The organism is Bacillus cereus group sp. BfR-BA-01453 (assembly GCF_022662915.1).
Classification (GTDB): Bacteria; Bacillota; Bacilli; order Bacillales; family Bacillaceae_G; genus Bacillus_A; species Bacillus_A paranthracis.
Map to the genome: position 1 here is coordinate 43,766 of NZ_JAKUEN010000005.1, position 16,025 is coordinate 59,790.

The following is a 16,025-nucleotide window of genomic DNA, read 5'->3' on the forward strand; positions in this document are numbered from 1 at the left end:
GGGCTGCCCGTAAAAGCCCGATTGGTGGGGCTGAAAATCAGTGGGGGGATGAAGCCCCCCCACTGATTAAAGTTTCACTTTATAATATTTTTCTTATAAAAACGTTTTCAAAATAATTTTTCTATTGAAATTTAAACGTATGTTTCATATGCTGAGAATGGCGGTTCAAAAACTGTTATGTAAGAGAGGTAGATTCCTACATGTAAAAAGAATCGGGGTGATAGTATGTTAAATATTTATTTAACAGACCGAAACGGAAAACTACAAGAGGTTGAGGAAATGCAAAAGGGTTGCTGGATTAATGTACTTCATCCAACGGAAGAAGAAATTCAATATCTAGTACAAACTTTAAATGTGGACTTAGATTTCATTAAAGACCCTTTAGATGATGAAGAACGCTCTCGTATTGAAAAGGAAGACAATAATACTTTAATAATCGTGGATATTCCAACGGTTAGACATGATGAAGAAGGAAATTCGATTTATGACACGATTCCAATAGGTATGATTGTAATGCCAGATTGCTTTGTGACAATTTGTTTAGAAGAAAATCCAATTTTTGAACGTTTTATTAATCAACGTATTAAAGAATTTTATACGTTTAAAAAGACACGCTTTGCACTTCAGCTCTTATATACGATTTCTACTTATTATTTAAGATACTTAAAGCAAATTAACAGAAAAACAATTGATTTAGAGCACCAATTAAATAAATCGATGAAAAATAAAGAGATTTTCACATTGCTAGGCCTTGAAAAAAGTTTAGTTTACTTTACAACATCATTAAAGGCGAATAAAATTGTAATTCAAAAATTAATGCGTAACAGTACATTTTTAAAAATGTATGAAGACGATCAAGATTTATTAGAAGATGTATTAATCGAAAATAAACAGGCGATTGAAATGGCGGAAATATATAGTCACATTTTAAGTGGAATGATGAATACTTTTAGCTCCGTTATATCAAATAATTTAAACAGTGTTATGAAGCTGTTAACGTCTATTACAATCATATTATCATTACCAACGATGGTCTCTAGTTTCTTTGGAATGAACGTAAAGGTTCCGTTTGAAGGTGAGGCTCAAGGTTTTGTAATTGTACTTATAATATGTGCAACATTATCTTGCGCTTTAGCATTTGTATTTTGGAAGAAACGTTACTTTTAACGGTAAGAAAGCTGCTCTAGCATAGTTGCATAACTGCGCTAGAGCAGCTTTTTTGCTATGAAATCGAAAGTTTCGAATAGAATAAAACCTATAAAATGTAATGTATATGAGAGGGCTGAATTCCGTATAAGTCTTGTTCAATTCATAAAATGGGGTTAAAATTACATATTGTTAATGAAAAGTTGGAGGAAATACATCATGGAATTGTTTCAATTACCGAAAGCATTCCTGCAAATGAATACAATCTTTATCTCCATATTGATCGAAGCACTTCCTTTTGTGCTCATTGGTGTATTTATTTCAGGATTCATTCAAATGTTTGTGACAGAAGATATGGTAGCAAAATGGATGCCGAAAAATCGATTTCTGTCTGTTTTAATGGCTACTTTTTTAGGGATGATGTTTCCGGGGTGTGAATGTGGAATCGTTCCGATTGTTAGGCGATTAATCGGAAAAGGGGTTCCGCCATATGCTGGGATTGCATTTATGTTAACTGGGCCAATTATTAATCCGGTCGTATTATTTGCAACATATGTTGCCTTTGGAAGTAGTATGCACATGGTATGGTATCGTTCTATTGTAGCGATTATCGTAGCAATTATCGTTGGAATTATATTATCATTTATGTTTAAAGAACATCAATTACGAGATGATCACTTCCCAGAAGTGAATCATAAGCGTCCATTACGTAAAAAAATGTGGGATGTATGTACGCATGCTGTTGAGGAATTTTTCTCGATGGGAAAATATTTAGTATTAGGTGCGTTAATTGCAGCGGCAGTTCAAACGTTCGTACAAACTTCAACACTACTTGCTATAGGGCAAGGGCCGTTCTCTTCACCTGCTGTTATGATGGGACTTGCTTACATTTTATCACTTTGTTCAGAAGCAGATGCGTTTATTGCTTCATCATTCCAAAGTACTTTTTCAACAGCATCACTTGTCGCGTTCCTCGTATATGGACCGATGGTGGATATTAAAAATATGTTTATGATGCTTGCGACATTTAAAACGAAATTTGTAATTGTCGTTACAGTTACAGTTACACTTGTTGTTTATGCAAGCTCACTACTCATTTATGCGATGGGGTGGTAGGTTATGTTTCGAGCATATATATTATTAGGTTTTACAATCTTAATCGCGCAGCTTCATATTTCAGGTAATATTACGAAGTATATCAATATGAAGTATGCCTATTTATCAACAACAGCAGCTATTATTTTAGGTTTCTTAACGATCGTTCAAATTATTATCGTTTTCCAAAAAGAACATGAGAAAGAACAAGGAAAACAGGATTGTAGTTGTGATCATAGCCATTGCGGGCATGACCACTCAAAAGATGAGAATACATGGTGGAAAAAAGTATTTTCGTACACATTGTTTTGTTTTCCGATTGTTTCAGGATTATTTTTCCCGATTGCAACGTTAGATTCTGATATTGTTAAAGCGAAAGGGTTTCACTTTCCTGTTGCACAAGCGGAAAGTACAGATCCATTTATGAGAAGGCAATTTTTAAGACCTGACACGAGTATATACTACGGAAAAGAAGGATACCGTGGTGTAATGGAGAAAGGGAAGAAAGAGTTTGTAACGAAAGATAGTGTTACTTTAAATGATGAAAACTTTCTAAAGGGAATGGAAACAATTTATAATTATCCTGGCGAATTTACTGGGAAAAAATTATCATTTAAAGGTTTTGTTTTCAAAGATGATTCTTCTAAAAAAGAACAATATTTCTTATTCCGTTTCGGTATTATACATTGTGTAGCAGATTCGGGTGTATATGGTATGTTAGTGAAAAAACCAGAAGGGGTAGAATGGAAAAACGATGATTGGATTCAAATAGAGGGAGAAATTTCTACTGAATTTTATCAGCCGTTCCATGCGAATATTCCTGTTTTAGAAGTAACGAAATGGAATAAAGTTGAACAGCCGAAAGAGCAATATGTATTTAGAGGAGCCGATTGATCACATCGGTTCTTTTTTATGGACTAAGAGTTCTGAATGTTGTTAATATTAAATGAGTAGTTGTAATAGGCTCATACTGTTCAAGTGTGAATGGGGAAGGGAACTCTTGCCAAACTTCTTTGCTCTAGCCGAATTTTGTGGTGGGATTCTTATTGTCTACAAATAGCGGGTTAAATAATTAAAGAGGTGATAACAATGACTGAAGTAAAGGGAAAAACAGCTAATGAGTCCAGAGTGTTTAAAACGAGCCGAGTATTTCCAACAGATTTAAATGATCACAATACGCTATTTGGTGGAAAGATATTAGCCGAGATGGATATGGTTGCTTCTATTTCAGCAACGAGGCATGCAAGAAAAGAATGTGTCACAGCCTCTATGGATTGGGTAGATTTCTTACATCCTGTTCGCTCTTCAGATTGTGTTAGTTATGAATCCTTTGTAATTTGGACGGGTAGAACTTCTATGGAAGTATTTGTGAAGGTAGTAGCGGAAGATTTAATTTCAGGTGAGAAGCGTATCGCAGCAACGTCTTTTGTTACTTTTGTTGCACTGAGTAAGGAGAATAATCCAGTTCCTGTGCCGCGAGTAATCCCTGAAACAGAAGAAGAGAAAGAATTGCATCGCATTGCAGTGTTACGTGCAGAACAACGTCATATACGTAAGGCAGAGAGTAAGAAAGTAGCTACATTACTAACTTTTTGAATTGAATATTTAGTTGTTAAAGGTATTATAACAGAGCGAAATGTTCTTCATATGAAAAGCGGACACCTAAAAATAGGTGTCCGCTTTTATAGTTTTTCTATCCGCATATCATGTGACAATAACTACTTAGCAGAAGCAAGCAGCACCGACGATGATTAAGAGGATAAATAATACGACTAATAGCGCGAATCCATTACCATGTGCGAAGCCCATTGTTATTTCCTCCTTTTATTTTAAGATACAACATACAATATGCAAATGAGCTATCGTTTGATATGGACATATATCATGCAATGACATATTTTCTTGAATGATATTGTATTAAAAAAGGGAAGATATAGAAATAACAGTAAGTGGAGAAAGGAAAATATCCATGAAACACTTTTTCGTTGTAATCCTTTGTGTAATAGGTGTATTCATTTGGATGAACATCGATGTGGAAATGGGGAAAAAAATGGCTAGTGAATATGAAGTAGGACAAGTTCGATTAGGTGAATTTCAACTGTATACGAACGGTGAAGAGTTATATACGAATTTATTTGAGGATATACGTAATGCGGAGAAGTACATATATATCCATTTTTATATTGTAGGTAAAGATGAAATAAGCAAAGAGTTTTTGCAGTTGCTCGAGAAAAAGGCATCTAGCGGAGTAGAAGTGAAATTGTCAGTCGATCGAATAGGTGGATATAAGCTGAAGAAAAAGGTAATTCGTCAACTACAAAGCAATGGTGTCCAGTTTACGTTTAGTAAAAAACCTAAATTGAAACATTTATTCTATTCGTTGCATCAGCGAAATCATAGACGAATTGTTACGATAGACGGAAAAGTATCATATATCGGCGGCTTTAACATCGGAAAGGAATACCTTGGACAAGATCCGAAATTTGGCCAGTGGCGTGATTATCATGTGCGAGTTAAGGGGAATGGTGCCACGGATATGGAAAGAAAATTTGCTGCTGACTGGAAAGAAGATACGGGAGAAAAAATGCCTGTACATGAAAGTCTACCTGCAATTGGGAATGTAAAATATCAATATTTATTTTCAGATGGAAAAGGGTTATGGGAAAAATATGGAGCGTTTTTAAAGCAGGCTAAAAAGTCTTTAATTATTGCTACACCATATTTTGTACCAAGTAAAGAAATGATGAAAGAGTTAAAAGGTGCATTAAACCGCGGTGTCAATGTGAAAATTCTCGTACCATTTAAAAGTGATGCAGTATTGTTAAAACAAGCTGCCTATCCGTATTTGAGAGAGATGAACCATGCTGGGGCGGAGATCTATCAATATCGGAATGGTTTTTTTCACGGGAAAGTAACAATCATTGATGGAGAAATTGTTGATATAGGTACAGCGAATTTTGATAATAGAAGTTTTTATTTAAATTGTGAATCTAATTGTGTCGTATATGATAAAACAGTTGTTGCTGACGTATGGGATCGACTAAAAGAAGACTTCCATAAATCAAAAAGATTTTCGGAAGAAGATTTTGAGAAAATTAGTAAATGGGATTGGTTTTTAGCAAGAATAGCAAATGTTATAGCATCATATTTATAGCATATAGACAAAAAGTAGGGAGGCACTTTCATGGATTGTATGAAAGAATTGATGAGGTATAGTTATATGCTTATATATAAGGTTGGGGAGTATACAGGACAGGTAAGAGACGAAGAATTAAAGGAGCTATTACAGCATCATTTACCATATATGTTGCAAGCATATAATGAACAAGTGAATTTTCAAGAAGGAGAGAATGTACAGCATATAACTTGTGAACCAATTTTATTTCATTTTCATGAAATGGAAAAGGAAACTGATAGTAAATATACAGGTGATATTTATATTGCAACTTGTTATATTTCGCATTTGAAACGGTTAGCGTTAAAGTTTGCTCAAGTGGCAGTTGAAGTTGCAAATCCAGAATTTCGCTCGTTTTTAGAAAACTGCTTCCTGAAAATGAATCGTTATGCCTATAGTGTATGGCAATATGTCGTGAAGAAAGAGTATAAGATTAAACATGTATATGAAAATGAGAAGTTTGCATAAGAGACTAAGGCGGAAAGATAGGCGCCTTAGTTTTTTACTTTTCGTGGAGAAAAATGACTATATGTACATAGTTATTATCAGAAAATTTACAAATATTTACCGTTTATTTACTATTTTTCAATCTTTCCTTTAAAAATAGAGAGTAATATGGGATTGTACATATTCTATCAAAAGGAGGAAACGCAAATGAACAAATGGGTTAAATCATTAACTGCTATGGCACTTGCAAGTTCTTTATTAATGGTAGGTTGTAGTAAAGGTGAGGACAAGAAGAAAGAAGACGATACAACAACACAACAAGAGGATAAAAAGGATAAAGAAACAAGTGGAACTGAGAAGTCTACGGATTCTAAAGAAAAGAAATAATGTAATAATAGAGCTTCCTCTTTTATGTGAGGAAGCTTTTTTGTTGTAAATTGATTGAGATTATTGAAAAATAGAGAAAGAATGAAAGAGGGGGAAAACAAATGAAAGTATGTATATTGGGAGCAACAGGGCGAGTAGGTTCAAACATAATTAAATTAGCATTAAAAGATTCAGCAGAAGTGACTGCATTAGCGCGTGATTCAAGTAGAGTAGAAATAAATCATGAAAGATTACGAGTTATAGAAGGTAATGTATTAAATGAAAATGATATAAAGAAAGCGATAGAAGGAAGCGATATAGTAATTAGTACACTTGGAACGGATCAAAATGGGACGTTAGCGAAGAGTATGCCACAAATTATAAAGAAAATGGAAGAAGAAGGAGTTCGTAAAATCATTACAATAGGAACAGCCGGTATTTTACAAGCAAGAACAAATCTAAATTTATATCGTTTTCAATCAACGGAATCAAAGAGAAAGTCGACAACAGCAGCAGAAGATCATTTAGCTGCATATAAGATACTTAGTAGTAGTAATTTATGCTGGACGGTCGTTTGTCCGACGCATTTAATTGACGGTGATGTGACAGGTATATATCGAACTGAAAAAGATGTATTACCAGAAGGAGGAGAAAAAATAACAGTTGGTGATACAGCGCAATTTACGTGGAACCTGTGTAGTGAAAACCAATATGAGAATAGCCGGGTAGGTATTTCCTATTAAAAAACCATCCCGAAAATGGGATGGTTAAAAGACGATATAACATACAAATATGATAATCATAATGATTTGGAGAATGGCTTTTGCTACTGTACTGCTTAAAAAACCAACTACAGTAGCAACTCCTACAAGAAAAGCGTCTTTTGGCGCTTTGTTATGCATTAATTCGGTTATAAATACCGCTAAAAATGGTATGATAATAAGTCCGAATGGTGGGAAGAAGAAAGATCCGGCAATGATCGAAATCATTCCGACACGTTCGCCCCATTTAGAACTACCGTATTTCTTTAAGAAATATCCATTTGCAATAAAATCAGCAACGAAAATGAATAGTGTGAAAATAGCTTGAATAATCCAAAAAGAAATCGTTAGTTCTCCGCCATTTATACCAAAATGGTAAATGAAATATCCAGCCCAGACGGCTAGGATGCCCGGGATAATAGGATAAATAAAAGCTAGGAATGAAATAATGAAACAGGCAATGATACAGATTGTTAAGAAAACAGTCACTTTATAACTCCTTTTTTATATCTAATTTATGTACAGCAATTTTTTTCACTTGATGTCCATCAAGTTCTAATGCCTTAAATTGAAAACCGGCATATTCGATGGAGTAGCCAGCTTCAATATTTACGTCAACTGCTTGCGATAATAGCCAGCCTCCAATTGTATCTAAGTCGCTTTCATCAATATGTAAGCCAAACATATCATTTACTTCAGAAATAAGTACTTTTCCATCTAGAACAGTAAGTTTAGGCGTACGTTTTTCAATCATAGGTGATTCATCTGCATCAAACTCATCTTGAATTTCTCCAATGATTTCTTCGAGAATATCTTCCATTGTTAAAAGGCCAGCAGTACCACCATATTCATCCATGACGATTGCCATCTGAACGCGATTCTTTTGTAGATGAACTAACGTTTTGCGAATGGGAACAGTTTCAAAGACAGTTAGTACTGGATGTATGTAAGATTCAAGTGGCTTATGAATGCCTTTCGTTTGATCATGAAATACTTCTTTCGTATTGATCATACCGATAATATCATCTTTATCTTTTTCGATGATAGGATAGCGTGTATACTTTTCAGTTGCGACGATATCCATATTTTCTTCTAACGTATTTTCAGTAGATAAGCAAATCATTTCTGTACGAGGGACCATAATTTCTTTCGCAACTCGATCATCAAATTCAAAAATATTATTTACATATTTATATTCGGCTTGATTTATTTCGCCGCTTTTGAAACTTTCACCTAAAATGAGTCGTAGTTCCTCTTCAGAATGGGCCAGTTCATTTTCTTTCGCAGGTTCTAAACCGAGTAGTTTTGTGAAAAAGATAGCCGTACTATTAAGTAACCAAATGAACGGATACATAATTTTATCAAATAAAATAAGTGGTCGTGCAAACTTAAGTGTGATTGCCTCTGCTTTTTGAATTGCAAAAGACTTTGGAACTAATTCACCTAATACAACATGGAAAAATGTAATTACGCTAAAAGCGATAATAAAGGATAAAGTATTTGCCATTGTTCCAGTAATATTAATCTTTTCAAAGAGCGGTCGTAGTAAATGTTCCACAGTCGGTTCACCAAGCCAACCAAGCCCTAAAGAAGTGATTGTAATCCCGAGCTGACAAGCTGATAAATAAACATCTAAATTAGATATGACACTTCTTGCAGCTAAAGCTTGTTTATTGCCTTCATTTGCAAGCTGGTCAATTCGACTTTTTCGTACTTTTACAACAGCGAATTCTGATGCAACGAAAAAGCCGGAAATAAGGATAAGTACAATGATGAGAAAAATATTTAATATGTCCAAGTGTATTCTCTATTCCGTCGCTTGGAATAAAGATGTCACCTCCTGCAATTATGTTATACTTTTATAATAAATCCAAATGAAAAGAATAGTCAAAGAAAAAGGGTAAATATTGGTATGTTTCTGCAATGGTTTTTGAATTTGCTGTTATTTTGTCCGCTATACAAAAGGAATAACCCCCTACTTTCAGATTATAGAGGGTTATTTCAAATTAAGGTTTTGGAATACTTCTCGTTAAAGCGTATGATTGTTGTTTAAAGTAGTTTGTCGTCCACAGTGTTTGAAGGAACGAGAGTATGCAATACGGGATATACAAAAGCAATAAGCTAATTGTAACAATAATAGGTGCATTCCCGCCGAATTGAACGATAAATTGCAATAGTCCACTTGCGTGAAAAATGCATTCCATAAAAACGAATGAAAGTATAATGGAACCTAAAATAGATTTATGATTCGAAGTAAGTGCCAAAAACAATGTATCTACAAGGAAAGAAGATTGTTTTATTTCATATTCATTTGTATTACTTAAGAAAGGAATCCATTTTTTTATTGCTTGCATAACGATAATCATGGAAGTACTACAAACGATGATAAAAGATGAGTAGTAAGGAAGCTTTATAAAGTTTGCGATGTATAGGAGTAGTAATAAGACTGAGCATTGTAATAATACAGTACAAAAAGAGTACGGTATCCATCTTAATAAAGAAGTGAACCTCTTTACCGAATGAGGTGCTTTAAAAAATAAATGGCCGATGCCTAAGCTGATGAAGAATCCAATCGCTAGAGTAAAGGTAAAACGAACAATCGATAAAAAATATACTTCCCATATGTAAGGGAATAACGGTGTTGAATGATTAGCAGTATGTACCATCTGATTTGCTGAGAAAAAGATAGATTCGTGCATCCAATCAATCTTTGGAACTGTCATCGAAGAAAGTTGTGCGAAGTTATGGAAAATGCTTATAAAGCCGGTGATGTATGAGTATTTATGTGTAATGAATAAAGTTGGAATAGGACTAATGATAAATATAATGAGAACACCAACGATAAATTTATATATATGTGAGCGCAATAAAGACATGTAATCACCTACTCTTTGAATATTCAGAAAATTCTTATTCTTATTTTAGCTTTTTTCGGAGTAAGTTACAATATATTTTTCTTAAAGAAGTTTAGTATTGTAGTGGATAGAATTGAATGAAACGTGAATAAATTATGACAAGAAAACGAATAATTTTCAGAAAAATAAAATAAATTATTTATTTTTTTCTGAAAATATAATATAGTTATGGCACAGAAAGTATTTTAACATAAGGAGGCTGTTTATGAGGATTAAAGGGAATTATGTGCCGAAAAGGGAAGTTTTATTTTGCTCAAGTTCAATTACAGTAGGGGAAGCGCTAGAGCATTTAAATAAAACTGGTTATCGTTGTGTACCAGTTTTAGATGAAAAAAAAGAGAAATATTTAGGGAATATATATAAAGTAGATATTTTAGAATATAAAGGTTCACTGGAAGAGAGTGTATTACAACTATTAAACGATAAAGAAGGATATGTCAGAGAAGATTCTTCGTTCTTTAAAGTATTTTTTACAATAAAAAAATTACCTTATTTATCAGTAGTTGATGAAAAAGGAGTCTTTCTTGGGATTTTAACGCATAAAAAAGTTTTTGAGCTATTAGAAGATGCTTGGGGCGTTCATTCTAGTAAATATTCTGTCATGATAGGGACACAGGATTATAACGGGGCCATTCAAAAATTATCGACTGTATTAAAAAAATATACAGGTATTCAAAGTTTAATGACTTTTGATAATGATGCCTTATTAGTTCGTAGAATCATGTTTACATTAGGAGAAGAGTTTAACGATGGTGAATTAGAGGTGTTATTGAAAGATTTAGAAGATCACGGATTTAGAGTTGTGTATGTGGAAGAGATGAAAAATCCACGTGAAGTTGAAACGATAGAGTAACATGCAAAAGCCGTCTAATTTTGAAGTGGACGGCTTTTGTTATGTTACATGTATAAAGTTATTTAAAAATAACGATAGGATAATAAGTGAGGCTGAAACAATATTTATGTAAAAGAATAAAAAATGTAGATAATTTTGATTTTCAAAAAAATCAATTTGAAAATATGTTTTTATTTTTCAACTAAATATGTTACTATATGTGTGATAAAAACAAAGAGGTCTGACAACTATACTCCACGTAATACCACTCTAATGAGTTAAATATTCAAAAAAATCAAAAATTAATAATTAGAGTAAGAATAAGGGGAATGGAGAAATTATGGAGAAAGACACTGCTTTGTAAGGGGCATATTTTATCAGCTTGAGCAGAGAGGAGGATGCATAGCATATTGTGAAAATAGAGATAAACAATGAAAAAGTGCTATGCAAATGAAAAGCATGAAGGGACGTTTAAGGCCAGGTGATACGGTAGCAATTGGTTTAATGTTATTTGCACTATTTTTAGGAGCAGGAAATTTAATTTTTCCACCAGTTTTAGGGCAACAAGCTGGAGAGAATGTTTGGGTTGCCACAATTGGCTTCCTTGTAACGGGAGTCGGATTACCCCTATTAGCTGTAACAGCTGTCGCGTTTGTAGAGGGGGACTTGAAAGCGCTATCTTCTAGAGTTCACCCTATATTTGCGTTTGTTTTCCCATTAATTAGTTATTTAGCGATTGGACCTTTTTTCGCGATTCCGCGTACGGGAGCTGTTTCATTTGAAATGGGTATGAAGCCATTTTTATCAGAAGCATTAGTTTCCGAATGGTACATGCTATTTCTTTTCACGATAATTTTCTTCGGAATAACGTGGTATTTATCTTTAAATCCATCAAAATTAGTGGATTGGTTCGGGAAATTTCTTACACCATTGTTAGTATTAATTGTTGCTGTAATTGTCGGAAAGGCAATTGTTGATCCGATTGGAGAACCAGCTGCACCGCTAGAGGCATACAAGGAAAATGCTTTCTTTGGTGGATTTATTCAAGGATATTTAACGATGGATGCAATTAGTGCGCTTGTATTTGGAATTGTAGTTGTACAAGTTATCCGCTCTAAAGGAATAAAAGAGAGTAATCAAATTGCAAAAATAACAGTAGTATCAGGTATTATCGCTGTACTTGGTTTAACGTTAATTTATTTATCACTTGCTTATCTTGGTTCAACAAGTACATCACTTGGGGTATCAGAGAATGGTGGACTTATTTTAACGAATGTTGTAAATGAGTTATATGGAACAAGTGGTAAAATTTTATTAGGACTTGTTATTGTACTTGCTTGTTTAACAACTTCTGTTGGATTAACATCAGCTTGTGCTGGCTTCTTTACAAACTTATTCCCAAAACTTTCGCATAAAACGATTGTAACAATGGTATGTGTATTTAGTTTAATTGTATCTAACCTAGGTTTAACACAATTAATTGCAGTTACTTTACCAGTGTTAATGATCATTTATCCAGTTGCAATCGTATTAATTGTACTTTCTTACTTCCATAAATGGATTGGGAAGCGTAATACTATTTATATTGGAGCTATTTTAGGTGCATTGTTAGTTAGTTTCTTTAACGGTTTAGAAAGTGCGAATATTAAAATTGAAGCGATTTCTAACGTGTTACAAATGTTACCATTATATAAAGAAGGAATAGGATGGTTAATCCCGTCATGTATCGGCGGCATTCTCGGTTTCTTCTTCTATAAATCAAATGAATCAAGTGAACTACAAAAGAAAGGTGCTTAGGCGCCTTTCTTTTTTTAAAGGGGATTTTTTTGTTTTGTCTAAGTAATAAATGAAGGGAGTGATAAAATGGCTAATTTTGAAGATTTTTTAACTTTGGATTTACGGATTGGGACTGTAACACATGCAGAGGAATTTAAAGAAGCGAGAGTTCCAGCGATTAAACTAGAAATTGATTTTGGAGAGCTTGGAATGAAGCAGTCAAGTGCTCAAATTACGAAGAGATATAACCCGGACGATTTAATTGGTCAGCAAATCGTTGCTGTTGTAAATTTCCCGCCAAAACGTGTAGCTGGATTTAAATCAGAAGTGCTTGTTTTAGGAGGAGTACCTGAAGCTGGTGATGTTGTATTACTGCAGCCTAATATGGAATTACCAAATGGAACAAAAATTAGTTAATGTAAAGGCGGGAGAACATGGATATTGGACAAGAATATTTACAATGTGCCATTTCAAATTTTAAAGCAACAAAGAAACAAGGGGAACGGGTGCTTTCACAATTATCATATGAACAGATTGAATGGTCTTCTCATGAAGAAACAAATAGCATAGCAATTATAATTAAGCACTTGCGCGGTAATATGCGTTCTAGATGGACGGATTTTTTAACATCTGACGGTGAAAAAATAGATCGTAACCGAGATGCTGAATTTGAAGGTGGTTATTCTTCTAAGGAAGAGGTACTCGCAGCATGGAATGAAGGATGGGAATATGTTTTTAAAACGATGAATATGCTAACGCCGGAACATTTATTACAGACGGTATATATTCGCGGTGAAGCGCAAACTGTTATGCAAGCAATTGAAAGACAAATTTCTCATTATGCTTTGCACATAGGCCAAATGATTTATATCGGTAAAATGTTAAAAGAAAATGATTGGGAATGTTTAAGTATTCCTAGAGGAAAGTCTAACTTTCATTTAGAGAAAAAACGTTCAACATAATAATATGAAAGAAACCGATATAAAATTGGAAGTAAGAAAATAAGCCAAATGATAGCTGGCTCTGCAGTCATAAGAATGCTACCAACAATCAGCCCATATATAATAAGAAAGAAATTAATAAGTGTATTCACAGGGATAAATCGTGAGAGAAACACTTGCTGTCGTTTAAAACAATCACTATGAAATACATAAAAGCGGAAGTACCATGTGGTAGTAATAAGATCTTTCTTTCGCGTAATTCTTTTTTTGCAGTTATGACAGATGAACGGTGGTCGCATCTCATTACACTCCATTTTTTATATTTGTAATAGTGTAAGACAATAGTAGGTATAAAGTGTATATCCCTATATATGCTCCTGAAATAAGAAAAAATGGATTTAATAAAATTCCATGAATGCTTGTCATAAAAACTAAATCTTGCATTAAAACATCATATATATGAATAGAAATAATTGTACCGAGTACATAAAGTGCGAAGTACGCTGAAATATGTAACACAACGCGGATTGTAGAATGCTTAGCGAGCCAATAAAAAATAAATGATAATACAATGGGTAATGTTCCTATTAGTAGCTTCAATTCATTTCACCTCATTAACAATATAGCCTGAATTTAGACGGTCTATTCTCTAGAGCTTGTACATAACTTGAAATAGAGAGGTGATAGTATGAATCGAGGCTTTTTTTATGTGAAATTCACGAGTGTACGTAAGTTAGTATTATTTATTATTGCTACAGTACTAGCGACTTTTTTTCTTATTAGTATGATGGTAACCTCTATGAAAGAGACAAAGTCAACGTATTTATATAATTGGTTAAATGAGTTATCAATGAATGGTTACATGTACGTTCTTGGGAAAGAGAATCATTATTTTACACAGGAATATCGAAATTTAAATCAAGATTTTTCAATATCTTCGTTTCTCTTTTCTATGGCTACGAATATTCGTTTTAACGATGTACGCAGTTTTGTCGGTAAAGAGCTACCTGGTTTCGGTAAGTACGATACAGAAATTGTTATTGCGGGTGAAGGAACAAATTATTCTAACTTGCCTATAGAGTCGAGCGTTCCACTTGAAGAAGTAGTAAAAGAACGGACTGGAGAAGGTGGACAGGCTCAAAAGCCGGATACGAATAAAGAGAAAAAGCAACCAGCTCAAACGACAGGAAAACGACAAGTTGCATTTATTTATCATTCGCATAGCTGGGAATCTTATTTGCCATTATTGAATTTAACAAATGATCCAAATCCGAATAAAGCAACAAGTTCCGTAACGAATATTTCAATAGTCGGCGACCGATTTCGTGAACAATTAGCAAATGAAGGAATCGGAGCAACTAACGACAAGACTGACGTTGGGCAAAAGTTGATTAGTAAAGGGTTAAATAGTAATAGTTCTTATAAAATGTCACGGGAAATTGTACAAGAAGCAATGGCCGGCAATAAAGAATTACAATACTTCTTTGATCTACATCGTGATAGTGCTCGGAAAAATGTCACGACAAAAATAATCGGTGATAAATCATATGCGAAGCTTGCGTTTGTAGTAGGGAAAGGTAACAAAAACTATGAAAAAAACTTGCAATTAGCAACGGCATTACATGAGACCATTAGTAAGAAATATCCAGGCGTTAGTCGTGGTGTCATTCAAAAAGGATTCCAAACAGGAAATGGTGTCTACAATCAAGATTTGTCAGGACAAGCGATATTAATTGAAGTTGGTGGCGTAGATAATACAGAGGAAGAACTAAACCGATCGATTGATGTACTTGCTAAAGCGTTTGGTGAATATTTTTGGCAGGCAGAAAAGGTGAATGGATAAAGTGATCTTAAATTAGTGGGAGAGTCTGAAAAACGTGAGTGTAATGCTTGCGTTTTTTTGTAATGATGAGACGTCACAGAATAGACATAATTTGTCGTTGTTATAGTAATATCGAAATTTGTCAAATTATACTGGGAGATTTATAAAGGGATTTTCGGGAAAGTAGAGAAAATCTTTTTACAAGGAAAGCTTTTTATTATGAAACTGGTAGGGTGATTGAAGTGATTAGGGAAATCCAAATAGAAGATGCAGCATCATTTTTGCAATTAAGTAAGCAATTAGATAAAGAAACGAAATTTATGTTATACGAACCAGGAGAAAGAAAATTTACAGCCAAGCAACAAGAACAAATGATTCATCGCTTTATAGAAAATAAATATACAACAATATTCGTAGCAGTTGAAGAAGAGAGAATAGTAGGATTTATTTTAGTGAATGGAAATCATATTCAAAGAAAGCGACATGTAGCAAGTATTGTAATTGGTATTTTGCAAGAGTATAGCGGGCGAGGTATTGGGACTAGATTGTTTAAAGAGGTCGAGAAGTGGGCAAGATTACAAGATATATGGCGTTTAGAATTAACGGTAATGGCCCACAATACAAGAGCTCAGGCACTATATACAAAAGTTGGATTTGAGAAAGAAGGTGTCAAAAGAGCTTCTCTTATTATCGATGGAGAGAACATCGATGAGTATGAAATGGCCAAATTATTAAAATAAGAGGTCGTT

General features: G+C 33.9%; 20 protein-coding genes. 14 read left to right on the top strand and 6 right to left on the bottom strand.

Annotated elements, in window-relative coordinates; all coding sequences use genetic code 11:
• Nucleotides 1–225 precede the first annotated feature (225 nt).
• The 4 genes from MR070_RS12505 to MR070_RS12520 all read left to right on the top strand — a co-directional run bounded on the left by MR070_RS12505 (nt 226) and on the right by MR070_RS12520 (nt 3,837).
• Nucleotides 226–1,167 carry a magnesium transporter CorA family protein gene (locus tag MR070_RS12505; protein WP_000932394.1) on the top strand — a complete coding sequence of 314 codons (942 nt, stop codon included), beginning with the start codon at nt 226–228 and terminating at the stop codon, nt 1,165–1,167.
• A gap of 198 nt (nt 1,168–1,365) precedes the next feature.
• The gene (locus MR070_RS12510) at nt 1,366–2,262 is read left to right on the top strand and encodes a permease (RefSeq protein WP_000418724.1); all 897 of its coding nucleotides are present in this window, start codon (nt 1,366–1,368) and stop codon (nt 2,260–2,262) included.
• Between the two features lie 3 nt (nt 2,263–2,265).
• Complete coding sequence (locus MR070_RS12515) at nt 2,266–3,135, top strand: TIGR03943 family putative permease subunit (RefSeq protein ID WP_000488049.1); 870 nt, start codon at nt 2,266–2,268, stop codon at nt 3,133–3,135.
• Between the two features lie 195 nt (nt 3,136–3,330).
• Nucleotides 3,331–3,837 (top strand): acyl-CoA thioesterase, encoded by a 507-nt coding sequence (locus tag MR070_RS12520; protein WP_000141167.1) that lies wholly within the window; start codon nt 3,331–3,333, stop codon nt 3,835–3,837.
• Between the two features lie 126 nt (nt 3,838–3,963).
• Here MR070_RS12520 and MR070_RS12525 read toward each other — a convergent pair whose 3' ends face one another.
• Entirely contained in the window at nt 3,964–4,050 is an 87-nt protein-coding gene (locus tag MR070_RS12525) for a YjcZ family sporulation protein (protein WP_000505094.1), read from the bottom strand.
• A 160-nt stretch (nt 4,051–4,210) separates the two neighbouring features.
• On the opposite strand from MR070_RS12525, the gene cls reads away from it, so the two are divergent.
• The 4 genes from cls (at nt 4,211) to MR070_RS12545 (ending at nt 6,972) form a co-directional block, all read left to right on the top strand.
• A complete protein-coding gene (gene cls, locus MR070_RS12530; RefSeq protein ID WP_000680142.1) occupies nt 4,211–5,395 on the top strand; it encodes a cardiolipin synthase in 1,185 nt (394 codons plus the stop codon).
• Nucleotides 5,396–5,425: 30 nt separating this feature from the next.
• Complete coding sequence (locus MR070_RS12535; protein ID WP_139895546.1) at nt 5,426–5,884, top strand: spore coat protein; 459 nt, start codon at nt 5,426–5,428, stop codon at nt 5,882–5,884.
• A gap of 186 nt (nt 5,885–6,070) precedes the next feature.
• Complete coding sequence (locus tag MR070_RS12540) at nt 6,071–6,250, top strand: hypothetical protein (RefSeq protein ID WP_001045960.1); 180 nt, start codon at nt 6,071–6,073, stop codon at nt 6,248–6,250.
• A 101-nt stretch (nt 6,251–6,351) separates the two neighbouring features.
• Entirely contained in the window at nt 6,352–6,972 is a 621-nt protein-coding gene (locus MR070_RS12545) for an NAD(P)-dependent oxidoreductase (protein WP_242261418.1), read from the top strand.
• A gap of 24 nt (nt 6,973–6,996) precedes the next feature.
• On the opposite strand, the gene MR070_RS12550 is transcribed toward MR070_RS12545, so the two are convergent.
• From MR070_RS12550 to MR070_RS12560, 3 genes are all read right to left on the bottom strand, one after another.
• Entirely contained in the window at nt 6,997–7,479 is a 483-nt protein-coding gene (locus tag MR070_RS12550; protein ID WP_000215661.1) for a DUF456 domain-containing protein, read from the bottom strand.
• A gap of 1 nt (nt 7,480) precedes the next feature.
• Nucleotides 7,481–8,788 carry a hemolysin family protein gene (locus MR070_RS12555; protein ID WP_000353747.1) on the bottom strand — a complete coding sequence of 436 codons (1,308 nt, stop codon included), beginning with the start codon at nt 8,786–8,788 and terminating at the stop codon, nt 7,481–7,483.
• Nucleotides 8,789–8,996: 208 nt separating this feature from the next.
• The gene (locus tag MR070_RS12560; protein WP_044790766.1) at nt 8,997–9,866 is read right to left on the bottom strand and encodes a hypothetical protein; all 870 of its coding nucleotides are present in this window, start codon (nt 9,864–9,866) and stop codon (nt 8,997–8,999) included.
• Nucleotides 9,867–10,110: 244 nt separating this feature from the next.
• Here MR070_RS12560 and cbpA point away from each other — a divergent pair, with 244 nt between their 5' ends.
• From cbpA to MR070_RS12580, 4 genes are all read left to right on the top strand, one after another.
• On the top strand, nt 10,111–10,758 hold the full coding sequence (gene cbpA / locus MR070_RS12565; RefSeq protein WP_044790767.1) for a cyclic di-AMP binding protein CbpA: 648 nt from the start codon (nt 10,111–10,113) through the stop codon (nt 10,756–10,758).
• A 438-nt stretch (nt 10,759–11,196) separates the two neighbouring features.
• Complete coding sequence (brnQ4, locus tag MR070_RS12570) at nt 11,197–12,534, top strand: branched-chain amino acid transport system II carrier protein BrnQ4 (protein WP_396021588.1); 1,338 nt, start codon at nt 11,197–11,199, stop codon at nt 12,532–12,534.
• A gap of 66 nt (nt 12,535–12,600) precedes the next feature.
• Nucleotides 12,601–12,930: a chaperone CsaA gene (csaA, locus tag MR070_RS12575; protein WP_139895544.1), complete on the top strand. Its 330-nt coding sequence runs from the start codon at nt 12,601–12,603 to the stop codon at nt 12,928–12,930.
• 17 nt (nt 12,931–12,947) lie between these two features.
• Complete coding sequence (locus tag MR070_RS12580; RefSeq protein WP_139895543.1) at nt 12,948–13,475, top strand: DUF1572 domain-containing protein; 528 nt, start codon at nt 12,948–12,950, stop codon at nt 13,473–13,475.
• On the opposite strand, the gene MR070_RS12585 is transcribed toward MR070_RS12580, so the two are convergent.
• Both MR070_RS12585 and MR070_RS12590 read right to left on the bottom strand, forming a co-directional pair.
• On the bottom strand, nt 13,448–13,753 hold the full coding sequence (locus MR070_RS12585) for a permease (protein WP_242261419.1): 306 nt from the start codon (nt 13,751–13,753) through the stop codon (nt 13,448–13,450). The genes MR070_RS12580 and MR070_RS12585 overlap by 28 nt on opposite strands.
• Before the next feature lie 4 nt (nt 13,754–13,757).
• Nucleotides 13,758–14,054 carry a hypothetical protein gene (locus tag MR070_RS12590; RefSeq protein ID WP_078420058.1) on the bottom strand — a complete coding sequence of 99 codons (297 nt, stop codon included), beginning with the start codon at nt 14,052–14,054 and terminating at the stop codon, nt 13,758–13,760.
• 88 nt (nt 14,055–14,142) lie between these two features.
• Between MR070_RS12590 and spoIIP the strand changes: the two genes are divergently transcribed.
• Both spoIIP and MR070_RS12600 read left to right on the top strand, forming a co-directional pair.
• Entirely contained in the window at nt 14,143–15,297 is a 1,155-nt protein-coding gene (gene spoIIP / locus MR070_RS12595) for a stage II sporulation protein SpoIIP (RefSeq protein ID WP_113741764.1), read from the top strand.
• A 221-nt stretch (nt 15,298–15,518) separates the two neighbouring features.
• The gene (locus MR070_RS12600; RefSeq protein WP_242261420.1) at nt 15,519–16,016 is read left to right on the top strand and encodes a GNAT family N-acetyltransferase; all 498 of its coding nucleotides are present in this window, start codon (nt 15,519–15,521) and stop codon (nt 16,014–16,016) included.
• The last annotated feature ends 9 nt before the right edge of the window (nt 16,017–16,025 follow it).

Coding starts and splice junctions, on each gene's coding strand:
- spoIIP (WP_113741764.1), top strand. CDS start 14,143: ATGAATCGAGGCTTTTTTTATGTGAAATTCACGAGTGTACGTAAGTTA.
- cls (WP_000680142.1), top strand. CDS start 4,211: ATGAAACACTTTTTCGTTGTAATCCTTTGTGTAATAGGTGTATTCATT.
- MR070_RS12560 (WP_044790766.1), bottom strand. CDS start 9,866: ATGTCTTTATTGCGCTCACATATATATAAATTTATCGTTGGTGTTCTC.
- MR070_RS12525 (WP_000505094.1), bottom strand. CDS start 4,050: ATGGGCTTCGCACATGGTAATGGATTCGCGCTATTAGTCGTATTATTT.
- MR070_RS12535 (WP_139895546.1), top strand. CDS start 5,426: ATGGATTGTATGAAAGAATTGATGAGGTATAGTTATATGCTTATATAT.
- MR070_RS12545 (WP_242261418.1), top strand. CDS start 6,352: ATGAAAGTATGTATATTGGGAGCAACAGGGCGAGTAGGTTCAAACATA.
- MR070_RS12505 (WP_000932394.1), top strand. CDS start 226: ATGTTAAATATTTATTTAACAGACCGAAACGGAAAACTACAAGAGGTT.
- MR070_RS12520 (WP_000141167.1), top strand. CDS start 3,331: ATGACTGAAGTAAAGGGAAAAACAGCTAATGAGTCCAGAGTGTTTAAA.
- csaA (WP_139895544.1), top strand. CDS start 12,601: ATGGCTAATTTTGAAGATTTTTTAACTTTGGATTTACGGATTGGGACT.
- MR070_RS12515 (WP_000488049.1), top strand. CDS start 2,266: ATGTTTCGAGCATATATATTATTAGGTTTTACAATCTTAATCGCGCAG.
- brnQ4 (WP_396021588.1), top strand. CDS start 11,197: ATGAAGGGACGTTTAAGGCCAGGTGATACGGTAGCAATTGGTTTAATG.
- MR070_RS12540 (WP_001045960.1), top strand. CDS start 6,071: ATGAACAAATGGGTTAAATCATTAACTGCTATGGCACTTGCAAGTTCT.
- MR070_RS12585 (WP_242261419.1), bottom strand. CDS start 13,753: ATGCGACCACCGTTCATCTGTCATAACTGCAAAAAAAGAATTACGCGA.
- MR070_RS12580 (WP_139895543.1), top strand. CDS start 12,948: ATGGATATTGGACAAGAATATTTACAATGTGCCATTTCAAATTTTAAA.
- cbpA (WP_044790767.1), top strand. CDS start 10,111: ATGAGGATTAAAGGGAATTATGTGCCGAAAAGGGAAGTTTTATTTTGC.
- MR070_RS12510 (WP_000418724.1), top strand. CDS start 1,366: ATGGAATTGTTTCAATTACCGAAAGCATTCCTGCAAATGAATACAATC.